Source organism: Undibacterium sp. Ji42W (assembly GCF_049340405.1).
GTDB lineage: Bacteria > Pseudomonadota > Gammaproteobacteria > Burkholderiales > Burkholderiaceae_D > Undibacterium.
In genome coordinates, this window is record NZ_JBMPOV010000008.1 from 320,825 (window position 1) to 346,629 (window position 25,805).

11 protein-coding genes are annotated in these 25,805 nt (G+C 53.2%); 1 reads left to right on the forward strand and 10 read right to left on the reverse strand.

Annotated features, from left to right (window positions below; translation table 11 throughout):
- Nucleotides 1-28: 28 nt before the first annotated feature.
- The 10 genes from ACO0LG_RS19265 to ACO0LG_RS19310 form a co-directional block, all read right to left on the reverse strand.
- On the reverse strand, nt 29-298 hold the full coding sequence (locus ACO0LG_RS19265; RefSeq protein WP_423029171.1) for an acyl carrier protein: 270 nt from the start codon (nt 296-298) through the stop codon (nt 29-31).
- A 22-nt stretch (nt 299-320) separates the two neighbouring features.
- On the reverse strand, nt 321-2,105 hold the full coding sequence (locus ACO0LG_RS19270) for a fatty acyl-AMP ligase (protein WP_423029172.1): 1,785 nt from the start codon (nt 2,103-2,105) through the stop codon (nt 321-323).
- Nucleotides 2,102-3,043, reverse strand: coding sequence for an MsnO8 family LLM class oxidoreductase (locus ACO0LG_RS19275; protein WP_423029173.1), 942 nt, complete (start codon nt 3,041-3,043; stop codon nt 2,102-2,104). The genes ACO0LG_RS19270 and ACO0LG_RS19275 overlap by 4 nt, the downstream gene beginning before the upstream one ends.
- Nucleotides 3,040-4,062, reverse strand: coding sequence for a 1-aminocyclopropane-1-carboxylate deaminase/D-cysteine desulfhydrase (locus ACO0LG_RS19280; protein WP_423029174.1), 1,023 nt, complete (start codon nt 4,060-4,062; stop codon nt 3,040-3,042). The genes ACO0LG_RS19275 and ACO0LG_RS19280 overlap by 4 nt, the downstream gene beginning before the upstream one ends.
- Nucleotides 4,059-5,297, reverse strand: coding sequence for a hypothetical protein (locus ACO0LG_RS19285; RefSeq protein ID WP_423029175.1), 1,239 nt, complete (start codon nt 5,295-5,297; stop codon nt 4,059-4,061). The genes ACO0LG_RS19280 and ACO0LG_RS19285 overlap by 4 nt, the downstream gene beginning before the upstream one ends.
- The gene (locus tag ACO0LG_RS19290) at nt 5,294-9,934 is read right to left on the reverse strand and encodes an amino acid adenylation domain-containing protein (protein WP_423029176.1); all 4,641 of its coding nucleotides are present in this window, start codon (nt 9,932-9,934) and stop codon (nt 5,294-5,296) included. The genes ACO0LG_RS19285 and ACO0LG_RS19290 overlap by 4 nt, the downstream gene beginning before the upstream one ends.
- Before the next feature lie 47 nt (nt 9,935-9,981).
- Nucleotides 9,982-13,935, reverse strand: coding sequence for a non-ribosomal peptide synthetase (locus ACO0LG_RS19295; RefSeq protein WP_423029177.1), 3,954 nt, complete (start codon nt 13,933-13,935; stop codon nt 9,982-9,984).
- Between the two features lie 5 nt (nt 13,936-13,940).
- Nucleotides 13,941-14,990, reverse strand: a complete 1,050-nt coding sequence (locus tag ACO0LG_RS19300; protein WP_423029178.1) for a TauD/TfdA family dioxygenase — start codon at nt 14,988-14,990, stop codon at nt 13,941-13,943.
- On the reverse strand, nt 14,987-23,824 hold the full coding sequence (locus ACO0LG_RS19305; protein WP_423029179.1) for an aminotransferase class III-fold pyridoxal phosphate-dependent enzyme: 8,838 nt from the start codon (nt 23,822-23,824) through the stop codon (nt 14,987-14,989). Before ACO0LG_RS19305 ends, ACO0LG_RS19300 begins: the two co-directional genes overlap by 4 nt.
- Before the next feature lie 102 nt (nt 23,825-23,926).
- Entirely contained in the window at nt 23,927-24,613 is a 687-nt protein-coding gene (locus ACO0LG_RS19310) for a hypothetical protein (protein WP_423029180.1), read from the reverse strand.
- 702 nt (nt 24,614-25,315) lie between these two features.
- Here ACO0LG_RS19310 and ACO0LG_RS19315 point away from each other — a divergent pair.
- Nucleotides 25,316-25,759: an ATP-binding protein gene (locus ACO0LG_RS19315; protein ID WP_423029181.1), complete on the forward strand. Its 444-nt coding sequence runs from the start codon at nt 25,316-25,318 to the stop codon at nt 25,757-25,759.
- The last annotated feature ends 46 nt before the right edge of the window (nt 25,760-25,805 follow it).

The window sequence follows — 25,805 nt, forward strand, 5'->3', positions numbered from 1 at the left end:
TTTCATTATCTGCTATGCCTCAGCTCTGTCATCCTTTTACCAGTGTTGCGACGTATTCACTTAAAAGATGTATCGTCGGATAATCCCAAACGATGGTCGATTCAATTTCTATACCCAGCAAATCATCGATTTCAACAATCAAGTCCATGACATTGATGGAATCGAGGCCCAGGCTGTTGAATGGCATGTCAGGATCGATATCGTCGGCCGGTTGCTCCAATAGTTGCGCCACCCTGTTGATGAGCCAGTCTTCCAGCTGTTCTGCATTCCAGTTTTTTGCTGCCAGCTTTTCTGTCATTATCTGTTCCCGGATTGATTGATTAATCTTTATTGCGGAATTCTGCCGATGCGGTGCGTGATCTGATGCTTTCTGACAACTCAGCAAAAGCCTTGCGGTTTTGCCCATAACTGGTCTTGCCACTGGTGGTCTTGCTGATGCCCATGGGGCCGACAAAGCGCAGATGGGTAATCGCGATTTCTGCCGGTGCCACTGCAAGCCTGATCTGATTGGCGAGTTTTTCGAGTTCTGCACTCAGCGTCTGTTCAGGGGTGTCTGCAAACCAGCTTCGCGCAGTGCGTGCCAACTCGCAGATGACAATAATGCTTTCATTTTTTGCGCTTGCATCATCATAAGAAAAAACAGCGACGTCCTCAATCCCGGTGACGGCATTCTGTATCAATGCTTCCACATCATGTGGATATATATTGCGGCCATTAAGTATCATTAACTCTTTGCTGCGTCCGGTCACATACAATTGCCCGTCAACAATGGCACCTATGTCCCCTGTCACCAGATAGCGCGACAGAGGTTGCTCAGCGAGTTGAGCATGGAAAGTCAGCTGGCTTTGCTCAGGATTATTGATATAAGTCTCTGGCACACTGGGGCCGGTGATCCAGATTTCGCCTATCTTGCCATCCGCCAGCCTTACCTTGCTGACCGGGTCGGCAATGACCATGCGTTCAGGGTCGGCATAACCACTGGCAACCAGTTGGCGACTATCTTCTTTATTGAGTGCTACGCCTATGTTGCCCTGCTCCAGGCCCAGTACCGATACCGTCCGTATGACCGGGTCATGGTTACCGGTAGCAAACAGCGTGGTCTCTGCCAGACCATAGCAGGTCAGCATATTCGTGTTCGAATAGCCTGCCGGGGCAAAGCGTTGTTCAAATTTTTTCAGGGTGATGGCGCGTATCGGCTCTGCCCCGTTGTAGGCAGTTTTCCATGCTTGCAGACGCAAGCATGCTATATCCGCATCTGCGACCCGATCAGCACATAGCTGATAGGAAAAATTGGGGCCGCCGGACATCACTTTGCGGCCATCCTCCTGTGCCGATATCAGTTGCAACCAGCGCACCGGACGTTTGATGAAAGCCGATGGTGCCATGCTGACGCAAGGTATGCCACCATAGACAGGTGTCAGCAAACCGCCGATCAAACCCATGTCATGATAATGCGGCAGCCAGTTGACCATGACAAATTCAGGATCAACTCTGAAGTCTTTCTGTATCAGCGCCAGATTGGCTGCCAGATTGCTATGACTGACCAGCACCCCTTTTGGCAAGCTGCTGGAACCAGAGGTGTATTGGATGAAGGAATAGTCCTGCGCCTTGCGCCCTGACATATCCCTGCCTTCACCCAATACTTTTAACTGTATGGTGCTGAGTATGTACATGCTCTCCAGCACCGGGCTGGAGGCAAACACATCCTGCAGGCGCAGCACTTCTGGCTCGCTGGTCAATGTCATCGTCGCACCGCAATTGCGGATGATCGCTTCGAGTATATGTGCCTCGCGGCCGCGTCTGGGCATGGCGATGGGGATGGCAATCACACCTGCAATTTGGCAAGCCAGAAAGGCCAGTATGAAATCCAGCCCTGGTGTGAACGCCAGGATCATCATGCGAGGATGATCATCCGGCCAGCTCAGTTGCAACAGGCCATGGGCTATGCCTTCGCTGGCGACATACAGTTCCTGACGGCTCAGATGCTCTGCCAGGTCTTGCGAGCGCTCTGGCACCCAGGACATGGCAGGAGCATCAACATCCATGTCCATGTATGCTCGGTATTGATCCATTAATGTCAAAGGACTGGCCCTCAAGTCTGTCATGTCTGCAAATCCGTTTGCAATTCAAATAACTCAGCAAGTGCCACTATAGCTGCGCGCTTGCGCTCTTCCAGATGCCACATGTGATAGATGATAATGCTGTCAGCAGCATAGCGCTCCTGTATCGCCAGTAGTTGGTCGCGACAGGATGCTGGCGTGCCACAGATATTGACGCGCATGGTGCTGCCTATCCAGCTTTCTATCTGCTGCTTTTGAGCTTGGGCAATTTCTTCGGTATCAGCACAGATGCAACTCAGGGCGATGGCGATTTTTGCTTTGTCTGTGTTGCCCTGATATTCACCATACTGGCGTTGATAGGCACTGGTGATGGCGGCATCCTGCGTACTGGCCCTGTGAAACATTGAGTAGGCATAACTGGCTGCCGACTTCGCGGCCAGTTCTGCCGTGCCAAAGCCTGAACCCATGATCCACAGTGGCGGTCTTTCAGCAAAGCATGGTGTCGCAGCATGGGCAAAGCGATGTCCTTCAGGGAAATCACCATCGAGGTAACACAGCAAGGCTGCCAGTTTATCGACAAACTGTTTGGTGATGACACCGGGTGGTTCATCGGTACCCGTCAACGCAGCCAGGGCGACCGGATCAGCAGGCACGCCGCCGCAAACGCCCAGCACTATCCGCCCGCCTGACAATGCAGACAGGCCACGATAATTTTCAGCAACAGCCAGCGGACTGTACAAGGGCAGCAATACCGCTGCTGAACCCAGACCTATACGCTGCGTAGCATGTGCAAGAGCAGCCAGCATCATTTCCGGCGCAGCCCAAGAGAAATGGGTTTCGTGGTGTTCGGCCAGCCAAAGGCGCTCATAACCTAGTTGATCAGCCAGCTTCGCCATCCTGAATGTTTGCGCCAATACTTCTGCACCATTCTGGCCGGGGGCAATAATGCCCAGATCAAGCAGGGATAAGCTCAAGCTACTCATGCTGCGGCCTTTGCACAAATGGTGGATGGATCAGGATCAACCGCGCTATAGGTATTCCAGAACAGCACGCGCCGCCCTTGCAGGGTGGACTTGCGGAACATCGCCAGAGTCTTGGAGATATAAGTGGTCTCAGTGCGGAAGTTACTGACCTCTGCCACTTCTTTCGCTGCTTCGTCGGCATCGGCATTGCTTTGCCCATAACCTGGTGCAGCGAATTCATCGACCCAGAGTATGTCGCCAAACTGTGGCTCTTTGGTATAGCCAGCCTGACGCAACAAGGCCAGGGTTTTCATTGCCAGTTTTTTCATCTTGGCAGGACCAGTAATCATCATCGGTACCATTCGCACCGCCACCACACGGATAGGCAAACCAGCCATCGCCAGGCCCAGCCAGACGCCGGATGCAGTAGCACAAGTACCTGTCGGGATGACGATGTCGTCTATCATAGGCAATTCACCGCTTTTGATGGCTGCCGCAATTTCCAAAGCGCCTTCAATAACGCCCAGGACGCCTATGGGGTGATGCGAGCCTGGTGGTATCCAGTAAGGTCTTTGCCCCTGATGGCGGGTATAACGTATGCGCAGGAAAGCCATGGGCACGTCGAGGAAGCGCTCACAGCGCAGGAATTCCATCCCCAATGCTGGTAGCAGGCGCTTGTTCAACCCGGCTTCATGCACATTTGGCTGCGGCGTCAGCAAGGCCCGTGCATGCAGGCCGTGGATACGGGCGAAGGTGGCTGTCGCCAATACCTGATGGCTGCCAAGTGGCCCCATGGTGGCGACACAGGTTGCACCTTTGGCTATCGCGTCACCAAAGAAATATTCGAGGTTCCTGACCTTACTGCCGCCATAAATTGGTGAGCTGAGATCATCGCGCTTTACCCATAGCTCTTGCAAATTCCAGCGTGCTGCCAGCACAGTTTCATGGCTGATGGGGGTCGGCCTTTGTACCAGGTCGACTGGCTTATACATCGCATCCAGGCCGGGCACCATGGCGGTAAGTAGTCGCTCTGTCATCATGCGTGCGCCGCAGGGTTGAGCATGTCCGGACTAAGGTACTGAAACTCTTCAGCCAATGCACTGAAACAGCTGACCTCGCTACGATCCAGATAAGCTTGCAGGCGTGGCTCCAGATCAGGATAGGTACGCAGTTTTTGCAAGAGCGCAGGCACGACTCTTTGCAGACAGGCCAGCATGAGCAAGGATGGGTTACGGTATTCCGCCTCCACATCGGCGACCGGCCCCAGCATGAAGTGGCGCACCGTTTTACTGAGGTCAGCAAAGGCCACCATCAGCATTTCCATGAATGCAGCATCGCTCTTGACTTCTGCCATGCGGATGATGGAAGCCAGATCGACAAAGCCGCCATCAATGACGGCATTTTGCATTTCCAGACAATGACCTATGCCTATGTGCTCTGTGCGGCCAGGCAAGAAGCCCAGTGCCAGCATGCGGGCGACCAGGTCTATCCAGCGGTCCACCACTTGTTCCGGCGTCAGGCCATAATCCGCAGTCAGGATACTCAGCCTTTGCAGCCAGGGTGTATTACCGGGCTTTTTCAATTCCACAGGTAAATGCGCAACCCGCAAAGGCAGGCTGGGGTAGTAATAAATAATAGCGGCCAGGCCATCTGCTGATGAAGTTTCTACTATGCGCATCGCACGTTCTGATAGCAGGCTGCGCAAGGCAGCAAGATGACTATCGCGTGCCGACGCAGGCCACTGTATCACCAGCAAAGGTGTCGGGATGCAGGCAAGATTTCCAAAACGTTTTAAATGCGCCTGCTGCAACATGCAGGCAGCCTTCGCATCTTCCACCGCTTCAAAAGCACTGATGGCCAGCGGGATTTTTTGTTCGACCAGGGCAAAATGCTCAGCCGCGGAAAAAAGAGATTTGCCGCGTATGGGATAATCAATGCGGAATTGTGCAAGAACAGCCAGATGCTGGTCACGGTCATGCGCATACACTTCCGTCCCTTTATGCGCCAGCACACCTGCACCCGTATCCTGGTAAAAAGCCCGCAGATGGCGATAAGGTCGCTGGTATGCACCAGACTGGAAAGGATTGATGCCATGCGCACAAGGCAGTTCCTGGCGCAATGCCGCCAGCCGCGTATCAAGATCCGGTAAAATCGCTGACAGAGCTGCATGCAGCTCAGCCGCTTCTGTCGTCACATCCCACAAAACCCGTTCCACTTTATGGGCAGTCATGCTTGCTTGCTCCGTCATTGCATCTTTCATGATCGTGTTACTCATGTTGTTGCCCCAGGCTTGCGCAAGTCTTTCAGTCTTTGCAAGCCACTCTTACGCAAATCACGTTTTGCCGCTTCCTGGCGTTCTGCACCATCGAGTGATAACATGCTCGCCAGGCTGGCATAGCTGATGCTGGCGTCGGCGGCGACCTGACCCAGCACGGCAATAAATTCTCGTTGTATGCTTTGTGCAGTTGCTACGGTAAATAATTCAGTGCTGAATTCCAGTGTGGCACGCAATTGTGGCTCATCAATGACAGTCAGCAGCAAATCATATTTTGCCGTGTCAGTATGCAAATCGACTGCCTGTATCTGAAAGTGCTTGTTATCCAGTTGCGCCAGCGGTGCATTTTGCAGGACGAACTTGTGCTGGAACAGCGGCATGCCACCGGCATCGCGTGGCGGGTTCAGTTCTTGCACCAGCAAGTCAAATGGCAGGTGCTGGTTGAAATAGGCTTGCAGGCTGGTTTGCCTGACCTTGCCCAGCATATCGGCAAAGCTATTGCAATCAGAAAAATTGCTGCGCAAGACCAGTTGATTGACAAAGAAGCCCTGTACTTTTTCTGCCAGCGGATGATCCCTGCCTGCGATATCGCTGCCAATGACGATCTCATCCTGGCCAGACCTGTGGCGCAGGACGACATAAAAAGCCGTCAGCAAGAGCATGAACAAGGTAGCTGAATGCTGCCGCGCGACACGGCGTAAATCATCGGACAATTTGGCATCAAGCTCAAAACTGATACGCGCACCAGCATGGCTGCTGTTTGCCGGACGCGGCAAATCTGTGGGCAAGTTCAAGCGTGGCAAGGCAGCCAGTTGCTGCTTCCAATATTGCATTTCCTTGTTAAGGTATTGCCCTTGTACCTGCTGTTCCCACCAGTGACTGAAGTCAGCATATTGTAGTGTGGGTTCTGCAAATGCCTGGGTATTGCTTACTTCAGCGGCATAGGCCTGCAAGAGTTCTTGCGCAAACAGGGCAATCGCCCAGCCATCGGTAGCGATGTGGTGTATCAGTATCAACACATAGGCTTGCCGCTCGCCATTGAGCAGGAGGCTCAGGCGTACCGGTCTTTCATTTTCCAGATCAAAGGGCTGGCTGGCCAGTTGTTTGAGCCTGGCATTGATCTGTGTTTCATCCAGGTTTTTCGTATTGATATCTTCCAGATGAATTGCCAGATCAGCGTCGTTGGCCATGGCCTGCATGACTGCACCCTGCCCTTGTTTTTGTATGCACAGGTTAAGGATTTCATGACGTGCCACCACTTGTTGTACCGCGTGCTGGAAAGCAGCCTGGTCCAGATTGCCATCCAACCGTGCCGCCAGTGCGACATTGTAGTTGGCACTGCGTGGTTCCATCTGGTGCAAAAACCACAGGCGCGATTGCGCGCGTGACAAGGGCAAACCCTCATCGCGATTCAATGCGGGTAAAGCCAGCACCTGTACTTGCGCATGGCCACTCAGTAATTCGCGCACTGCTGCTGCCAAGGACTGCAAGCTTGGGTATTCAAATATCAGGCGCAAAGGCAGGTCCACCGAGAAAGCCGCACGCAGCCTTGCCATGACGGCGGTTGCCCGCAATGAATGCCCGCCCAGGGCAAAGAAATCATCTGTGGCATGCACGCCTGGCACAGACAATACTTCGGACCATGCTGCTGCGATGATGTCTTGCACAGCATCAGCACCAGCCTGCTGCGTCGCGTGCGCATTGCCCTTGCGCTCAGGCAGTGGCAGGTTTTTCCTGTCCACCTTGCCATTCACCGACACAGGCACGCTATCAAGCTGCAAGAAATGTGATGGCAGCATGCTGGCTGGCAGTTGCGCTTGCAAATGCAGGCGCAATTCCTCGGCCCCCAGGTTCTGGCCGGTATGCAGCACGTAGTAAGCAAGCAATTCCTTGTCGGATGTACCCGATGCCGGGTTGCCATCATTATGGTCATGCACTATGCAGATCGCATCACGTATCGCTGCATGCCTGCCCATGGCGATTTCTATTTCACCCAGCTCTATGCGAAAGCCGCGTATCTTGACCTGGTTATCGAGACGGCCCAGAAATTCCATGACACCATCAGCATAAAAACGGGCACGGTCGCCCGTTTTATACATGCGTGCATCCTGCACATCCGATCTTGCATGGGGATCATGCATGAAGCGCTCTGCCGTCAATTCAGGCTGGCCCACGTAGCCTTCGGCCAGGCAATCACCACCGATATAGAGATCACCAGGCAGGCCCACAGGTAGAGGCTGCAAGTCGGCATCTAGGATGTAGTAACGCGCATTTTGTATAGGCCGGCCATAAGGGACGCTGACCCAGTCTGGCTGCGGTTCTCTCACGATATGATAATTCGACCAGATCGTCGCCTCAGTCGCACCTCCGAGGGCAACGACGCAGACGCCGGGGAAAGCGGCTTTCATGCGGTCTGGCAGGGCCAGCGGTATCCAGTCACCACTGACGAAGATCAAGCGCAGCCTGGCAGTGACCGCAGAACCTTGTGGCAATAATGATTCCAGTTGCCACAAGGCCGCCGGGGCAGAATCCCAGAAGCTGATATTTTCTGTCTCTATAATTTTCAGCAAGCGTTCAGGATCAGCAATCTCGGCCTCACTGGCGATCCTGACGACGCCGCCTGCGGCCAATATGCCAAAGATGTCATATACCGACAGATCAAATGCGGGTGAAGTGACGAACAGGAGCTTATCCTGCGCGCCTATGTCAAATGTGTGGTTCACCCACTCTATAAGGTTGATGGCTTTTTGATGCAAGACCAGCACACCCTTGGGCTTGCCAGTGGAACCGGATGTAAAGATCACATAAGCCGGGTCTTGCGGACGCGCCCGATTTTGCAAGGCTACGACTGGCAAGACTGTCGTCTGATCAACACAGACGACTTGCAATTGCCGTTCATTTGCCAGGGCCTGCGTGCTATCCATCAAAGTGCCGACCGTCAGTATGCAGCGCACCGGCAGGCTATCAAAAATCGCCATGACGCGGGCGGCAGGCAGTTGCGGTTCAATAGGCACATAATGGTGGCCGCTGGCGACTACGGCCAGCAGGGCAACCAGCATTTCGCGGTCACGCGTGAGCCTGACGGCGACTGGCGAATTCGCGCTCAATCCCAAGGCATTGATGGCATGCACCATCTGGCTGACCCTGTCTCGCAAACTGGCATAGCTCATGCTGCCCTGCGCGTCGATGAGCGCTATCGCATCTGGCGTGCGTGCTGCCTGGTCTATAAAGATGCTCGCCAGCGTGGCGGTGGTGTCATAAGCACAGGCAGTGTTATTCCATTGCTGCAATTGCCGTTCACGCTGCGCTGCTGTCAGCAAATGCAAATTCCTGACCTGTTGCCCACTACTGGCATGTGCCAGTTGCTGTAACAAAAAGCGATATTGGTCCAGCATGGCTTGCGCTGTTGCAGGCTCTATGCGCGCAGTGTCTGCCAGCAGGCGCAAATGCACGCCATTGTCTTTCGGTTCTACGATCAAGGTCAGCGGGTAATTCGATTCTTCCTGCAAATGGTAATCAACGATGAGTGCATCGCCCAGTTGATTGCCCTGCACTGCCAGCGGGTAATTTTCATACACAACGATCGTGTCAAACAGTGCCTGGCCCGAGGGTAGTTCACTCCATTCAGCCACGCGGCTAAGGCTGCTGTGTTCATGTTCACGCGATGCGGCCAGGTGTCTGTGTACATCAGTCAGCAGGCTGGCAATGCTTTGTTCCGCGTTATGTTTGATGCGTAGCGGGATGGTATTGATGAACAGACCAACCATCTGCTCTACCTCATCGAGCTCAGCAGGCCGGCCAGAAGTGGTCACACCAAACAGCACATCCTTGCTGTCTGCATATCTGGACAAGAGCAAACCCCAGCAAACCATGATGGCGCTGACAGTGGTCACGCCGTTTTTTTGCGACAAGGCCGATAATGCAGTGAAGTCATCAGCGGCCAGCAGGTTTTCAAAAGCCACGACTTTTGCAGCCGTTCCTGTGTTGCGTTTCAACACAGGCAAACTGGTTACCTGCTCAATACCGCGGAGGGCATGACGCCAGTAATCTTCTGCCGCCAGGTTATCGCGCTTGCCTATCCATAGCAAAAAATCGATATAGGGCCGTTCTGCTGGCAGGCTGACTGTCTTGCCCTGCAATACATCTGCATACTGTTGTGCTACCGCGGCCAGCACCAGGCCGGATGCCCAGCCATCGAGTATCAAATGATGATGGCTCCAGACCATCTCCCATTCATGTTCAGCCCAGCGTAATAGGCTGACGCGCATCAGCGGTGCATGATCCAACGCAAACCTTTGCTGGCTGTCAGCCTGCAAGAATTGCTGACGCAATGCTTCATGTTCGTGTTTGGGAGACTGGCTGTAATCGACAACTTTGAATGGCAGGACGATTGCAGCCTGTAATTGCTGGAGCGGCTGGTCTCCTGTCCACAGAAAGCGCATGCGCAATGCGCAATGATGGGCGATGACGGTTTCCCAGGCTTGCTGCAATTTTGCCGTATCCAGCTCACCTTGCAGGCGCACCCGCAATTGCTGGAAATAGGCAGCACTGGCTGGTTCACGCAAATGGTGAAACAGCATGCCTTGTTGCATAGGCGTCAGAGGAAAAGCCATGTCCATATTTGTTCCAGCTTTCATAGGTCTTTGCACATCATACTGACAGAAAACAACATACTGATTGCCAACTATAAACCCAGCATAGGCAGCAGTATCTGCCGCCCAAGGCCATGCAAGCGCTCGACTTCCTTCAATTCCTGATCCAGGGCTTCTACTACTGCATTGACCCTCGGTGTTTCCATCATCGACATATGGTCGCCGACGATATCGCGCACTTTGACAAAACAGAGTTTGTCCCAGCCCAGATGTTTTTCTTCCGAGTTGTAATGCACAGCTGCTTCACGTATCGCTTCCGGCAAAGCCTGTGTGGCTTTCATGAGCAAGGTACGGCGTGGCAGAGGGCCTGCGGTATAGCGGCCTATGACAGTCACATTTTTTTCAAACACGTTAAACAAGCGGGCGATTTCTTTTTCATCCGCATGCGGTGGTACATAGTCGGCTTCGCGTGCCAGTTCCAGCAGGCGCTGCAAGGCAGTATCAAATGGCAGGCCAGATAAATCAGGGCAGGCGATCTCTGCCTTGTGGGCTATCAGGCGCGAGATGGAGCGCAACAAACGTTCACGCGGCGGCGCAGATTCAGCCAGTGGCGCAACCTGGCTGTCGATCAGGCACAAGAAGGCAATTTCATAACCGCGTGCCAATGCCTGCCTCGCCATTTCATAAGCGATAATGCCGCCAGAAGACCAGCCTGCCAGCAAATAGCGCTGGTCCTTGACCAGCGAGACTATCTTGTCCAGATACAGGCTGGCCAGTTCTTCCACGCTTTCATAGGTCGCTAGCCCCATGAGACCCGGGTCTTGCAGGGCAATGACTGGCCTGTCTGTCGCCAAACCGCTGGCCAGGTCGCGATAACACAAGACACTGCCGCCGGTAGGATGCACCAGTACAATGGGCGTATGCTGGGGATTGCCGGCACGTATAGGTATCACTATAGGATCAAGCTGCAAACTCTCGTTACGCAAGAGTTCTGCCTGGGCAGCGATGGTGGGTGCAGAGAATAACGAAGTCAGCGGCAACCTGTGGGCAAATTCTTTTTCTATCTCAGCCATCAAGCGCACGGCCAGCAAGGAATGCCCACCCAGGTCAAAGAAATTACTGGTGATGCCAACCTGGGAGACATGCAAGACACTTTCCCAGATACGTTCCAGTCGCATTTCCAATGTGTCACGCGGTGCCTGCGAGATGGCGGTATTTGATGGGCGCAGCTTGAGCAGAGCCTTGTTGTCGACCTTGCCGTTAGGCATGAAGGGGAAGACATCAATCGGTATCAGCCAGTTTGGCAACATATAGTCAGGCAAAGCAGCGGCCAACGTCTCTTTGATGCTGGCAGCGGCCAGACTGGCCCCTGGCTTGAGCGAGTAGAAGCACAGTAACTGGTCTATGTTTGCGGCATCCCTGTCCACTACCACGGCAGCCATCAACACCCCTGCCTGTGCGGCAACAATGACTTCTATCTCGCCCAGTTCTATGCGATAACCACGCAGCTTGACTTGCCTGTCTGCGCGACCAAAGCAATCTAGCTTGCCGTCCATGCGCCAGGCACCAAGATCACCGGTGCGGTACATGCGCTCACCATGCACGAATGGATCGCTGACAAAACGCTCCGCCGTCAAGGCATCACGCTGGTAATAACCTTGCGCCAGGCTGGCACCTGCCACGTACAATTCACCACGCACACCTATGGCTTGCGGCTGTAAATAGTCATCGAGTACATAGATGCGGGTATTGTCTATGGGCTTGCCGATGGCAACCACCGTGTCATCCATGCCGACCTTTTCATAGACGACTTGCACTGTCGCCTCAGTAGGGCCATACAGATTGATGCACTCTGCACCTGTTGGTAAAGCAGTTAGTGCCTGCCGCGCCAGTTCAGCATCCAGCACTTCACCACCACAACACAGACGACGCAGGCGCAGGCATTTGGCAAATTCAGGCTGCTCTACCATCATGCGCAACATGCTGGGCACGAGTTGCAGCACGCTGATATCAAAATCCTGCATAGTTTGCAACAAAGCTTCCGGGTCTCTTTCGACGCCGGGTGCGGCCAGTACCAGTCTGGCACCTGCCATTAAAGGGGTAAATACTTCCCAAACCGATGCATCGAAACTGATGGCAGTTTTTTGCAGGACTGCATCGTCTGCATCCAGCGGTAAATCCCTGAGCATCCATTGCATGTGATTGGCCAGCGCGCCATGCGATACGGCGACAGCCTTGGGTAATCCAGTCGAACCCGAGGTATAAATGAGATATGCCAGGTCATTGGTTCGCAATACAGGAAATTGCGGGGCAGTTGCATCTTCAAGTGCGGGCAAGGTATCAACGGTAATCAGCTTTATCTTTTCCAGCAGTCCTGCAAATGCCACTTGCTGTTTGAATTGGGCAGCAATTACCGCACTGGTCAGCAGTACGCTCACACCGCTGTCTTGCAACATGAAAGCAATACGCTCTTCAGGATATGCAGTATCGAGCGGCAGGTATGCTGCACCAGCCACCTGTATCGCCAGAATGCTGGCTATCATATCGACACTGCGGTCCAGCAATACTGCCACGACCCTGGCTTTGGATTCATCCTGCTGCCTGGCCAGCAATACATGCTGTGCCAACTCCTCAATGCGGTGTGAGCAAGCCTGTCCAGTCAATTGGGTCAACGGGCTTTGTAGGAATATCTGATCAGGATGTTGTGCAAGGCAATCAAGAATATCTTGCACCGGCGCTTGCCAGGGTTCTGCAGACGACACAACCGGCCCGGCAAAGTCTTGCATGATCTGCCGCCGTTCATTGGGGCCTAGCAGTATCAATTGATCTACCTGCGCATCCGGGTTCGCGGCTATGGATGTCAGTAGAGCCAGCAACTCCTCTTCCAGATGATGCATACAGGCAGAGTCGCACACTGCCATGTCGTAATCCAAATACAGTTGCAGTTGGCCTGGCGCACCCGCATAAGCAAACAATACCAGCAGGCATTCATCGATCCAGGCGAAAGGCGCATCTGCTGTTATTAGTTTGCCCGCGCCTGCCTGCTGCCAGCAAAAACCTGCGGCCAGTCCCTGTTTGCTATTCAGCGGCGCAATGTAGTCTTGCAGCGCGCAAACTTCATCAATGACTGCGCTATATGTCATCAGCAAAGCCATGAAGCTGGCTTGCGGGTTTATTACAGTATGCAGCGGGATAAAGCGCGCCATAGGCCCCATAGCCGTCGTCATTTCTTCATAGGCACGGCCATTGGCCTGATATGCCACAGCAGTTGACTGCGGATTTAATCTATAGAGCAATACCGTCCAGGCCAAATAAAGTAAATGCGCGACTGGCAACTGGTTTTTGTCAGCCAGGGCATTCAAGGCGACGGACAAGTCCGCTGATAATGCAAGAGGCTGGCGCTTGACATAGGGTGTGGCCTGGCGTTGCCTGCGCATGAAAGGCCAGTCTGGCAGACTGCCTGTTGCCAGGCTGTTTGTCGCATCCCAGGCTGGCAACTGCACATCCTGAGGCTCTGCCAGCATATCGTGCTGCCATTGCGCAAGGCTGGTGAAAGGCAGGTCTTCCTCCTCTACTTTTATAGTATCGGGCACGGCACACCATGCTGCATCTACCAGTCTTTCTTCGACTTCAGTCAATATAAGCAAAGCAGTTTGTGCATCGGCGCACAGGGAAGACAGGCCAAGACGGTAATGGCTGTCATTCAGTTTTTGCAGGCAGGCGCGTTGGTCTTCATGGATTGCTGCCAGTTGCGGTGGCGCCACCTTTATAGGTTCCATTGTTTCAGCGGGCGCCTGCACAGGTAATTGCATGCCGGGCAAGACACCAAATTCCATGCGCAGAATTTCATGCCTGGCCAATACTTGGTCAAAGGCAAGACACAATAGTGCTTCGTCCACGCCAGCGCTACGAAAGTCAACACTGACAAGATAAGTCTGCTGACCATCTATTTGCGCCAGTTGCCACAGCCTTTGCTGGACTGGTGACAATGGAAAACCGCTTTTCAGTTTGCCGCTCACTTGCATGTCCCTGGTTTGTATGTGCATTGCATTCAGTTTGTCGAACCTGGCAAGACACTGGTCGGGCGCACTTCATCCCCCATGGCCGTTAGTATCTTGCGCTCACCAGTGAACCTGGAACGGCCATGCGCAACCAGCATATTGTCGAGCAAGAGCAGGTCACCTGGCTGCCAGCGAAACTTGATAGTTGCTGCATCATAGGCGGCGCGCAGGTGCGCCACCACCTCGTCAGGAATCACCGTGCCATCACCATAGAAAGTGTTATAGGGCAGGTTTTCCACACCCAGATCACCAGTCAATGAATTACGTACTTCATCCGTCATGCTGGATGGATGCCAAAAAGCGATGTGATTGAACCATAGCTCTTCACCTGTCTGCGGATGGCAGCGTATGCTGGAACGTACTTGTGAAGTGCGCAGCCTGTCGCCTTCCATCCAGGTCCATTTCGTATCCGACTTTTGCATATAGGCTTGGGCTTCTTCCCTGCTCTCTACTGCCAGCGAATGCTGCCAGGATGGCCCTATGCCAGAACCAAAATTGCGTACCAGCATCCAGCCCAGGCGACGGAATTTCTCCTTGACTTCAGTATCTATCGCAGCCAGTACACGGCGTACATCAGCGATAGGGGTCTCACCCTCTGTCTCGGCGGCGACTTCACAAAAGAAAGCGATTCGACCCGGCCACTGGCGTACATACGACAATTCATTATGCAGGGCGATTACATGTTCAGGCGGGAAGATGGTCGATGTATATACCTGCCCATTCACCTGTTTGCGCGGCGTGGCTTTTTCTATGTAATTCATGAGCTGCACGCCAAAGGCATCCAGGCCCGCCTGGAAATCCTGCACACCACGCATGTCAAAATCACGGAACAGCAAGCCACCATATTGCAATAAATCCTGCTGCAATTGCGCCTGGTTATCCCTGATCCAGCCCAACAAATCAACGCCTTTTGCATGAGGGCGCAAGACCAGCGGCAAGCCGGACGCGTTGGCAAAACCTTGCTTGTCCACCAGGCTGCCATCCGACAGGCGCACCGCCGGCCGGCGCAGATTCAGTCCGGGTTTGGGCATCGTGTTCATGTTATTTCTTCCTTCCCATGTTTTGCTTCTGTCGCAGTGTTGCTGCTCAAAATACTGGCGATATAGGCAGCCATTTTTTGCGCGGCGCTGCATATTTCCTGTTCCTGATAGCTGGATGCATGGTATTGCCATAGCAAGTGCAGACAACCATCAAGGATATAAGCTTCTATCGCCAGTTTATGCAAACGTGGCAGATGTCCTCCTCGTTCTGCCCCTCTATCCTGCCGGTCTGGCGACCACGACAAGAGCTTGCAGACATCATCAGGTGGTGGATTGATCTGGCCCATATAGTTCAGGCTGATCTCAGGCATCTGTCCTTGTGCCAATGTGACACGTACTTTGTCTGCACCCAGGTAACGCAATAGTCCATAAGAAAAGCCATGCGCAGGTATGTCCCTGCGCTGTGCTGCAATCTCGCTGGCAGCAGCATCTCCAACTATCTCGGTCAGATCAAACCATGCCGGGTAACGGCTGGTGAACCACCCCACGCTGCGGCTGACATCCAGCTCAGTCTGGTCAAGTTGACGGCCATGGCCTTCCAGCTCCAGATAGGCGACAGTTTCACCCGTCCAGTCGCCCAGGCTCAGGGTCAGGGCTGCGATGAGGATATCTTCCGCTACTGCATCTGGCAGCCCACGTAAAAAGCGGCTGGTGATTTCTGCGGGTACGATGACGCTGATTTGCGCTTCTTCGGCAATGCAGCCATAACCATCACCCTGCCCACTATTCGGCAACTCCGGCGCGGGAATGGAAGTACAAACGGCCCAATACTCAGCTTCTGCAAGCACGGCATCCTGGCTGGCCTGGCGCTTCAGATGTTCTGCCCAGGCTTGCACTGAGGCTGTTTTTCTTCCAAGCGCGGGGGTGCGGCCTGCCTGCAAATCCAGCAGTGCCTGTCGCAAATCTTCCAGCAGGATTTGCATGGAGATACCGTCACTGATGAGATGGTGCACGACGAGCAAGAGTCGGGGCTGTTGCACTTCGCTTGCAGGTGTCCAGGCGGCGGCCAGCAAACTTCCTTGTGCAGCTTGTAATGCAGCCTGTACTTGCTGGTAGTCTTTAGTCAGATGCAAAACTGGTTTATGGGAAAGTTCATTGAAATGTGCAGCTTCTTTATTAAAGCTCAGTCGTAGCGCATCATGTTGCGCTATCAGCGCTTGCAATGCCTGTTCAAGCATGTCAGCGCTGACCCAGTCCGCCATTTCCAGCAAGACAGATAAATTGAAATGATCTGGTATTTCCTTCATCAGTTCTTGCAACCTGAGCTGCGCAGGCAAAAGTCCGCACTCGCCTTCAGGCTTGACATCAGCGCCAGCCATTTCGCCAACAGGCAGAATTTTCCTTGCAAAGTCGGCCACCACGGGCGTTGCATATAAATCCATGGCCTTGGCTTGCCAGCCAGTCTGACGCAAGCGGGCCATCATCTGTATCGCCAAAATGGAATCGCCGCCACTCTGGAAAAAATCTGCCTGAGTACCCAGGTTCTCACGCTGTAAGAGTTCACGCCAGATTGCCAGTACCACCGCTTCTGCTTCTGAGCTGATGGCGTTCTCTACTTCAGGATTATCTTGTTCATCATCCAACTTGGGTAAGGTAGCGCGATCTAGCTTACCGTTCGATGTATAAGGAAGGCTGGCTATGGAAATCACTGCTTTCGGCAGCATATAATCTGGCAAATTCTGCTTCAACTTGGCCAGCAGGATTTGTGTATCCAGTGGTTTTTCGGATTCAGCCGCGACTGCATAGGCCAGCAAATACGGACGGCCAAGTTCAGGCTTATGCAAGATCACCGTTGCATTCGCCACATTGTCTTGCACCATCAGGACAGCGATGATTTCTGCTGGTTCGATACGGTAGCCGCGTATTTTCAGTTGCTCATCCTTGCGGCCCAGTATCTGTATGCGGCCATCAGCATGCATCATTGCAAGGTCGCCAGTGCGGTAGAGGCGCTCGCGCTCGCCAGCAATATCTGCGAACAGGAAAGGGCCAGTCACATCTTCAGGCATGCCCACATAACCCAATGCCAGGCCGGGGCCAGCAAGATAAATCTCACCTGTCTCGCTAAAAGCACATGGCTGCCCTGCGTCATCGAGTATGTGGATACGGTTACTACCCAGAGGCTGGCTAAAGCGCATGCCACTCAAGTCGCCCTGCCATTTTCCAACCATGACGCCGATGGTCGCTTCAGTCGGGCCAAAGTGATTGTAGATGTGGCAGCTTGCTTGAACATCATTGAGTTGTTGCAGAAGTCTGGCGCTGGCGGTTTCGCCGCCGAGTATCAAATGCGACAATGGCAAGACTGCCGCATTGTCCCGCGCTGCAAGCATGGCTTCAAGATGCGAAGGGACAATTTTTAATACATCAACTGGCGCTTGCTGCATCAGTGCAGCAAAACCATCGGCGTCGCGCGCCATGGCATTGCTGATGATGGAGAGGCAACCACCATGGAATAGGCCGGGCAACACTGTGGTTAAACCAAGGTCAGCAGCAAACGTCGATATCACCGCATAGCGCAAGCCGGGCTGCAAATCAAAAGCGGAAATAACCGCATCGAGATAGTGCTCAACCGACCTGTGAGGCACAGCGACCAGCTTGGGCTTGCCAGTTGAGCCGGAAGTGAATAGCTGATAAGCACAGGACTCAGGGTCTAAATCAGGCAAAGCTAGTGGCTGATGATCTTGAACATCGATTTCTGCGAGATTGTTTGGCAATTGCAGGTATGGAATATCCAATTTAGCCAATGCATCACTGATACCAGGATTATCTTGCAAGATAACGCAGCAAGGTTTAGCCTGCTGCATCAATTCCAGCACGCGTCCCTGCGGTAGATTGCTATCTACCGGGAGATAAGCTTTACCAGCCTTCCATGCCGCCAGCATGGCAACGGGGAAAGCCAGACCGCGGCCCAGCAACAAGAATACTGGGCCTGCGCTTCGCTTTATAGTTAAAATATCCAGCGCCAGCTTGTCAGATTGCCTGTCAAGGTGCTGGCGTGTCATGCTTTCCAATGCATCCACACGCAAGGCAATCGCCTGTGGGTCTTGCTCAACTGACTGACGGAATCTTTGCAGCAAACCCGGCTTGGCAGTATCTGGTTCAACTCTGAGGGGCAACCAGACAACCCTGGCGGCAACACGTTCATCAAAATCCTGATCGGTACCTGCCATGCGTTCTATCATGGCGGCAAAACTCTCCAGCAATTCCTGCATGTCAGCAGCATCAAATAACTGGCTATCGAAATCCAGCTCTACCCGCGCGCCATCTTGCCAATCGACCAGATTGCATCCTATGTCAAAGCGCGAATGGCGTATGCGCGAAGAATATGCCTGCACAGTCATGCCCGGCAAGCTGGGCATGGCGGCCAGTTTATCTATATTGAAGGTGATATTCACCAATGGCGGCCTGGCCGGGTCACGCGCCAGGCCCAGGTCATCCACCAGTTGCGACAGCGGGTAATTTGCATGGGTGATGGCATCAAGGAATTGCTGCTTCACTTCTGCCAATACCGTGCTGGTATTTGCCTGTGCCGGAATAGTCAGACGCAAGGGCAAGAGATGGGCACAATAACCAGGCGTGTGCGCCAGCGTTTCGTCACGACCAGAATAGGGGATGCCGAGCACCATATCCCGCCCTGCACCGGCGCGACGTAGGGTAGCTGCAAATGCAGCGATCAACGCCATGCTGAATGACATGCCCAGCTTGCCCGCTTTTTGGTCAAGCTGGCGCAAGATGTTCTTGTCAAGTTCCTGAGTGAGACGCTGGCCTGCAAAACCACGCATGCTGGCCCTGGCATGGGAACATGGCAGCTCTATGCCAAGTGGAGCTTGCTGCAATTTATTTAACCAGTATTGTTTGTGTTCTTGCTCTTCTGGCGATGAACCTGCATCTGCCATGCGTTGCGCCAATAAGGCATAGTCCGATTTGCTGGTGAAAGCCTGGCCATTCGAGAGCGCTGCAAATTCGTCAAACAGTATCTGCATGGATTGCCCGTCGATGAAGACATGATGGGCAGCAAACAGCAGAACAGCATGATGCGTATCAAGCTCAAACAAGTCTATGCGAAAAGCTCCCGCCCGCGTCAGGTCAAAACTGGCTGCAACACTGTTTTGCAAGCCTGCATCTAGCGTGCTGGCAGTGACTTGATGGCGCTGCACTTTTACTTCCACATGAGCTGCGATTTTCTGCACGCCTGCTTCTAACTCTATGGATGCCCGCAGGGCATCATGTCTGGCTACAAGCGTTGCAAATGCACGCGTGATGTCAGCATGATTGATATCACCCTCCAACTCCAGCGCGACGCTGACGACATAAGCTGCTGAACCCTGTTCAGACAAAGCCGCCAGTGTCGCCAATTGTTTTTGTGCCTTGGATAAAGGAAGACGAAGGGGCAGGATTTTTTCCTCTACCTTTGATGCAAGCGAAGTAGTCGCAATAAAACCAGCATTCTTGAGATCGGCTACACTGTCCTTTACCCGGCTGACTATCGCAGCGATGTCATCATCAGTGTGCGCAGTCGACAGGAATAAATTACGCCCCTCCCATACATACAGGCCGCGATACAGCAAATGATAAAAGAAGGGATCAAGGTTTTCGCTGAAGACAAAGCGGAATAGCGAGCCGAAATTCTTCAGGTGTATAGGTGCACCGGCTGCAGCAAACACCTGATCGAGTTCCGCTGTCAGCCTTGCGGTATTGTCGTTCAGTTTTTGATAGACAGCCAGACCGCCCCGCTTGATCTCTGTCAACACAGCGTGTGCGGCTGCCATCACCAGCGGATGCTTGTTGAAAGTACCCGCGAAGAAAGTCGTGTCCGCCGCTGGATAAGATGTATCGCCATATTGCCAGTGCCCGCCATCGATGCCAGCCATGATATCGGCGCGACCGGCAATCACACCCACCGGCAAACCACCGCCGACTATCTTGCCATACGTGACTATATCCGCCTGCACATCAAAATGCGCCTGGGCACCACCGGGGTGTATGCGAAAACCGACCAGCACTTCATCAAACACCAGCAAGTTGCCAGCCGCCCTGGTCATGGCACGCAGGCTGCGCAAGAATTCTTGCGGCTGCAAGCCGGGGTTGCGGCTTTGTACAGGTTCTACCAGCACCGCAGCAAATTCATGCAAGCGGCCACGTAATAATTCCAACGCCTCTGCCGAACCATATTCAAAAAAGGCCAGGTCGCTGACCATGCCTGGCGTAATGCCAGCCACACGCGGCATCACCTTCCACGGATCATCATTGACCTCACCCAGCACGCCATCGAAATGACCGTGATAACTATCGCGGAAGATGGCAATCTTGTTGCGACCAGTAAAAGTCCGGGCCAGACGCAGTGCCGTCATGATGGCTTCAGTGCCTGAGCTGCAAAAGGCGACGCGCTCAACCCCTGTCAATTCACTGATGAGTCTGGCGACTTCACCTGCCATGTCTGATTGCGGCCCTATGCGTATGCCGCGCGATAGGCTTTCTGCCATTGCCTCTTTTAAAAATCCTGGCTCATGCCCAAACAACTGCACACCAAAACCCATGGAAATGTCTACGTATTCATTGCCATCCAGATCCCAGATTTTGGCACCGGCAGCTCGCTGACCCACGATGGGGTAGAGCATTTCCTTGATGGAGAAACGAAAGCCCGCAGATGCGCGGCTATCTGCCAGTACGTGCCGGTATTGCTGGGCCTGTTGTTTGGACAGTGCAGTTTTTTTGCAATAACTGATGCTGAATTCATCCAGGTGCTGGCGCTGTACTTCGCTCAGATTAGTACTCAGCAGGATATTGCTTTTGGGTTTGGCAACAACAGTTGCCATCGATACATCAGCTTTAACTTCTTTTTCGATAAAGACATCAGTCGACACTTTACCAACCTGCTGTTCGGCCAGATAAGCGGCCACTGCTTCAATCGAAGACAAATTCTCAAAAAAAGCACGCACCGGTATCTTGACCGCAAACTCGTTTTCTATGCGGCCTACGGCCTGCATCAGTATCAATGAATCAGCACCAATTTCCAGCAAGGGTGCTGCGGCATCGACCTTGCTGACATCAATCGCCAGCAAGCCAGCGATGATGGCAATGATGCGGCTGCGGATAGCTGCGGGATCAGTGACGACCACGCATGCGTTTGCAGACGCTGGCCTGCCAGTTTCGACAGCTTTGCTTGATGGTACAGCCGCGTTGTCACCATTAAAACTGTTCAAACCCAGGCGCAAGGGAAAGACTTCCTTGGCAAAGGGATACAAGGGCAAGGCATCACCAGCCGCTGCATTTTTTTTGTCAGCGAATTGCAGCTTGCTACCCAACACATGCAGGTGCGCGACTGTTTTCAAGAATGCCAGTCTGTCATCCTGGGCCGCATCCAGGCAAGGCAGGCTCCGTATATTGATACCATTGGTGTTTGTAAAATCATCCAGCATGCCGGACAGCACTGGCACGGCTCCCAGCTCCAGCGCAGTATCAATAGCAGTTTTACTCAGCGCCGCGACGTTGTCAGCAAAACGCACAGCTTCACGCGTATGCGTTAGCCAGTAGGCAGTATCGTAGAGGTGACCAACGGGCAGCAATTCACCGCTCAGATTTGATGTCACAGCTATTTGCAATGGTTGCCATTCGACTTCCTGCAGAGCCTGCTCGAATTCTGCCAGCATGGGTTCCAGCAAGACAGAATGAAAAGCAGTTTTTACCCTCAACATGCGCACTCGTATGCCAACTGCAATCAGCTTTTGACTAAGTATATCCAGTTGATCTATGGCACCGGAAATAGTCACGGATTGCGGACCATTCACGGCAGCAACGCTGATCTCTGTGCCAGCCAGATAGCCCAAGACAGTTTTTTCATCAGCACGCACAGCAGCCATGGCACCATCTGAAGTCAAGGCCTCCATGAGCCCGCCACGCTTTTCAACCAGGCGCAGTGCCTGCACAAAACTCAAAGCACCGGCGATGACAGCCGCAGTATATTCACCCAGGCTATGTCCTGCCAGCACCGTGGGCTTGATGCCGTATTCTGCGAGCAGACGTGCCAGTCCTACCCCCAGCGCCAATAAAGCTGGCTGGGTGTGCGCAGTCTTATCGATATTCTCATCAGAGCTTAATAATAACTCGCTTAGCGACCAGGGCAACACCGCATCCGCTTCTGCGATGGTGGCGCGAAAGCTGGCAAACTGGAATAAACCCTTTGCCATGCCAGGTCGCTGCGAGCCTTGACCGGGGCAGAGGAAAGCCAGTTTGGGTGGTCGTCTGGCCGCGATGTCAGTGACTAACGGCTCAGCATAGCCTTTGTCCAGCCATGCATGCAGATGTCTACTGGCGTCATCTGAACTGCTAGCCACCAGCGCCAACCTGTGACGCAAATGAGCACGGCCATGCTGTGACAAAGAACAAATCGCAGTGAAGTTTTGATGAACATCAGCATGCAGCTCTTTTGCAGTTTGCTGCACCAGCAAACTCAGTGCTTCATTACTGGATGCGGATAAGAGCAAAATATCCGGTTCATCGACTTGTAGATTTTCTGAAGGGGATACAGGAATAAATTCCTCTAGCACGACATGGCAATTTGCACCACCAAAGCCAAAGGCGCTAATAGAAGCGGCCCTTGTAACAGCCTCAGGATTAGCTGGCCATTCTGTCGTTCGCGCTACCACCTGCAAGCGCAATTGCTCAAAATTGATATGTGGATTGGGCTGGGTGTAATGCAGGCTGGCCGGTATCTTTTTATGCTTGAGCGCCAGTATCAGTTTGATGAGGCCAGCAATACCGGCAGCCGCTTCCAGATGGCCGATATTGGTTTTGACTGAGCCTATCAGCAGGGGCATTTGCCGTGGCTGTTGGCCCAGCGTGCGCCCCAAAGCTCGCGTTTCGGTAGGATCGCCTAGCAGCGTACCCGTGCCATGTGCTTCTACATATTGGATCGCTGATGGCGACATGCCGGCATCAGCCATCGCTGCCTGTATCAAATTCTCTTGCGCCAGTCCATTCGGGGCGGTGATACCATTCGAGACACCGTCATGATTAGTGGCAGAACCACGTATCACGGCATGGATGCGGTCACCATCCGTCAGCGCATTTGACAAGCGTTTCAACAAGACGAGGCCAGCACCCTCACCACGGCCATAGCCATTGGCGGAGGCATCAAATGTCTTGCATAGACCATCCGGTGCCAACATGCTGCCCTTGCCCAAGGCAACGCTGCTGTCTGGTCTTAACATCAGGCTGACACCGCCGGCCAGCGCCATGTCGGCATCGCCAGCCTGCAAACTGCGGCAAGCCTGGTGCACTGCCACCAATGAGGATGAACACGCAGTGTCGATAGTCATGCTGGGACCACGCAAGCCCAGCACATGCGAAATACGGTTGGCGATGACGGCATTCGACATACCTATGCCCATGTGGGCCTCCACATCATCGGTATGGGCAAAGCTGCCGAGGAATTCGCCATTGACAGCACCGATGAAAACGCCCAGGCGGCTTTCTTTCAAACTGTCCCCAGCAATGCCCGCATCTTCCAGCGCCCACCAGGCCAGTTGCAAAGTCAGGCGCTGGCGCGGGTCCAGCGCCCATGCTTCCTTGGGGGAGATGCCGAAGAAGGCCGGGTCAAAACAGGCGGCATCATCAATGAAACCAGCATATGGCGCGGCAGAGGCAGGCAAGTCTACCGCATCCCAACGTTCTGGCGGTATGCGCTTAACCGCACATATCTCTTGCTCAAGCAAGGACCAGAACGCCTTTATATTGGCAGTACCAGGAAAAACACATGACATGCCGATGACAGCAATCGCGTGTTCTGTCACCTGAGTCCCAGACTCTGGCGCGGCCTTATCCATATCAATACTCATGATGAACAAGAAATCAAATTATGCCCAACGGCAATGCATTGATTAAAGTAATCTGCATCCAAGCCCAACATCAAAATGAAATCCCTGGTATGCATGCTCATCTCAATCCAGATGGCCTATATAGCGCAATATCGAGGCGTCGATATCGACCAGCGTGTCATGTATCTGGGCGATAACCTTGTGCCCCTCGTCAGAACCATAGTGTTGCACGACCCGTCTTTCCAGCGTAGCAACCTCACCGAGTTCAGCTATGGTATTACCCATGGTAAAAGCATGCAGCCTGACTGGCCCGGCAAAGGTTGCGAAGCAGAACAAGGGGCTGCCAGCAGTGGCAACGCCCAATTGCTGCAGATTTTGCATGAGTTGCCCCATCCGGCCTGGCTGAGCTTGCAGGTTCAGGTAATACAGATAAGGGGGTGGGGTTTCGCGCTCTATCGGGTCTATGCCGTCATTGACACGGTTCAGCACAAAGCTTTCCATCTGCAACACGCATTCCTGGAATTTTTCCAGCAAGGGTGTGCTGTCGGCCCCATACACATCATGCAAAACCTGGTCCAGTGAAGGCATGCGGTCCATGTCGCCCAACTCATCCAGCGGCAGCATGATATAGACATAATTGGCGGGGCCGGCAACGGTGGCATAGGCCATCCAGCGCATGCGGCGGCTGTGCTGCTGGTACGCGAAAGCGACCTTGCCAGCCAGCTCTTTGAACTGCACATAGCGTTCGCGGCGCACAGACAAACGCACGAACAGACAATAAGGGGTAGGAAAAAACCACTGAGCATTCATTGTTTTTTTTCCGGCTGAGACGATGTAAAAAGTTTAACCTATCTGAGAACCAGACCGCAATATGAATGCGGGCAAACAACACTTATTGATGGATAAAATAAATTGTGAAGAAAACACGGAAAATCTGTTAATTTGCGTTAGAAACGCATCGACAAAAAATTCCAGCGCGGGAATAATAGTCCAGTCAGGTGACACCAACTACTGGGCTTAAGCAACATTGTCCCAGCAAGGCTATTACTGAAGGAAACTTCCCTTGTCAGGGAAGTCCGTTACGTCGGCAGGCAACATGTTGCCTGACATACCGATTACACCGTCAGCGACGAAGACCGTACTTTAGTACGCGGTGCCTGGAAGAGGCGCTGCAACGTAGCTGGGTGGTTTTGCGTACATCCTAACTTATTGAAAGCTGTCTATCGAGCAGAAATTCTTCAGACATTTGGCTTTACTGATTTTTATAGAATGGTTTTTTTACAGCAATCAGCATTTAACATTCTTTAACCATGTGCATGTCCAGCTTCTTTATATTGCCTCTCTCCATGTGCAGCGAGAAGTCATTGAAGAACCTGAAAACCAGAATGCGCAGGCAGCACTATCCTCGACTATGCAAACCAAGAGTGTAGCGACATTGAGATATTGTGCTGTTGCTCACCTCTCCAGGTGTGCTATCCGGTGGACAGACTCACTATCGTTGAGGAGGCATAGATGTCGATTGAAGAAGCGGCACCGGGCAAAGCCAGGTTCCATCACATCATCCCCGGGCTGATCGCTGAAATTGAAGCGCTGACCGAAGCCCTGCGTGGCTGGGCTGAGCGCCATGGCATACCTCCACGCACCGCCAACAGCATCGTCCTCATGCTTGATGAATTGCTGACCAATGTCGTCATCCATGGTTATGGCGATGATGCCAGTGGTGAAATTGAAGTCACCGTTCTAACGATAGAGAATTGCGTTGAAGTCATCATCCGCGACAGTGCGCATGCCTTTGATCCCTTCGCTATCGCCGAGCCTGATACCACACTTGATGTCGATGAACGTGATATCGGTGGCCTGGGTGTGCATTTTGTCAGGAAGATGGCTGACAGCTTTGTTTACCGCCGTGACGGCGACATCAATGAAGTGCGTTTTTGCAAGCGCATCCCGTCCTGATCATTTTTCAGAAAACAGACCAAAGAAACCCAGACACCGGACCAGA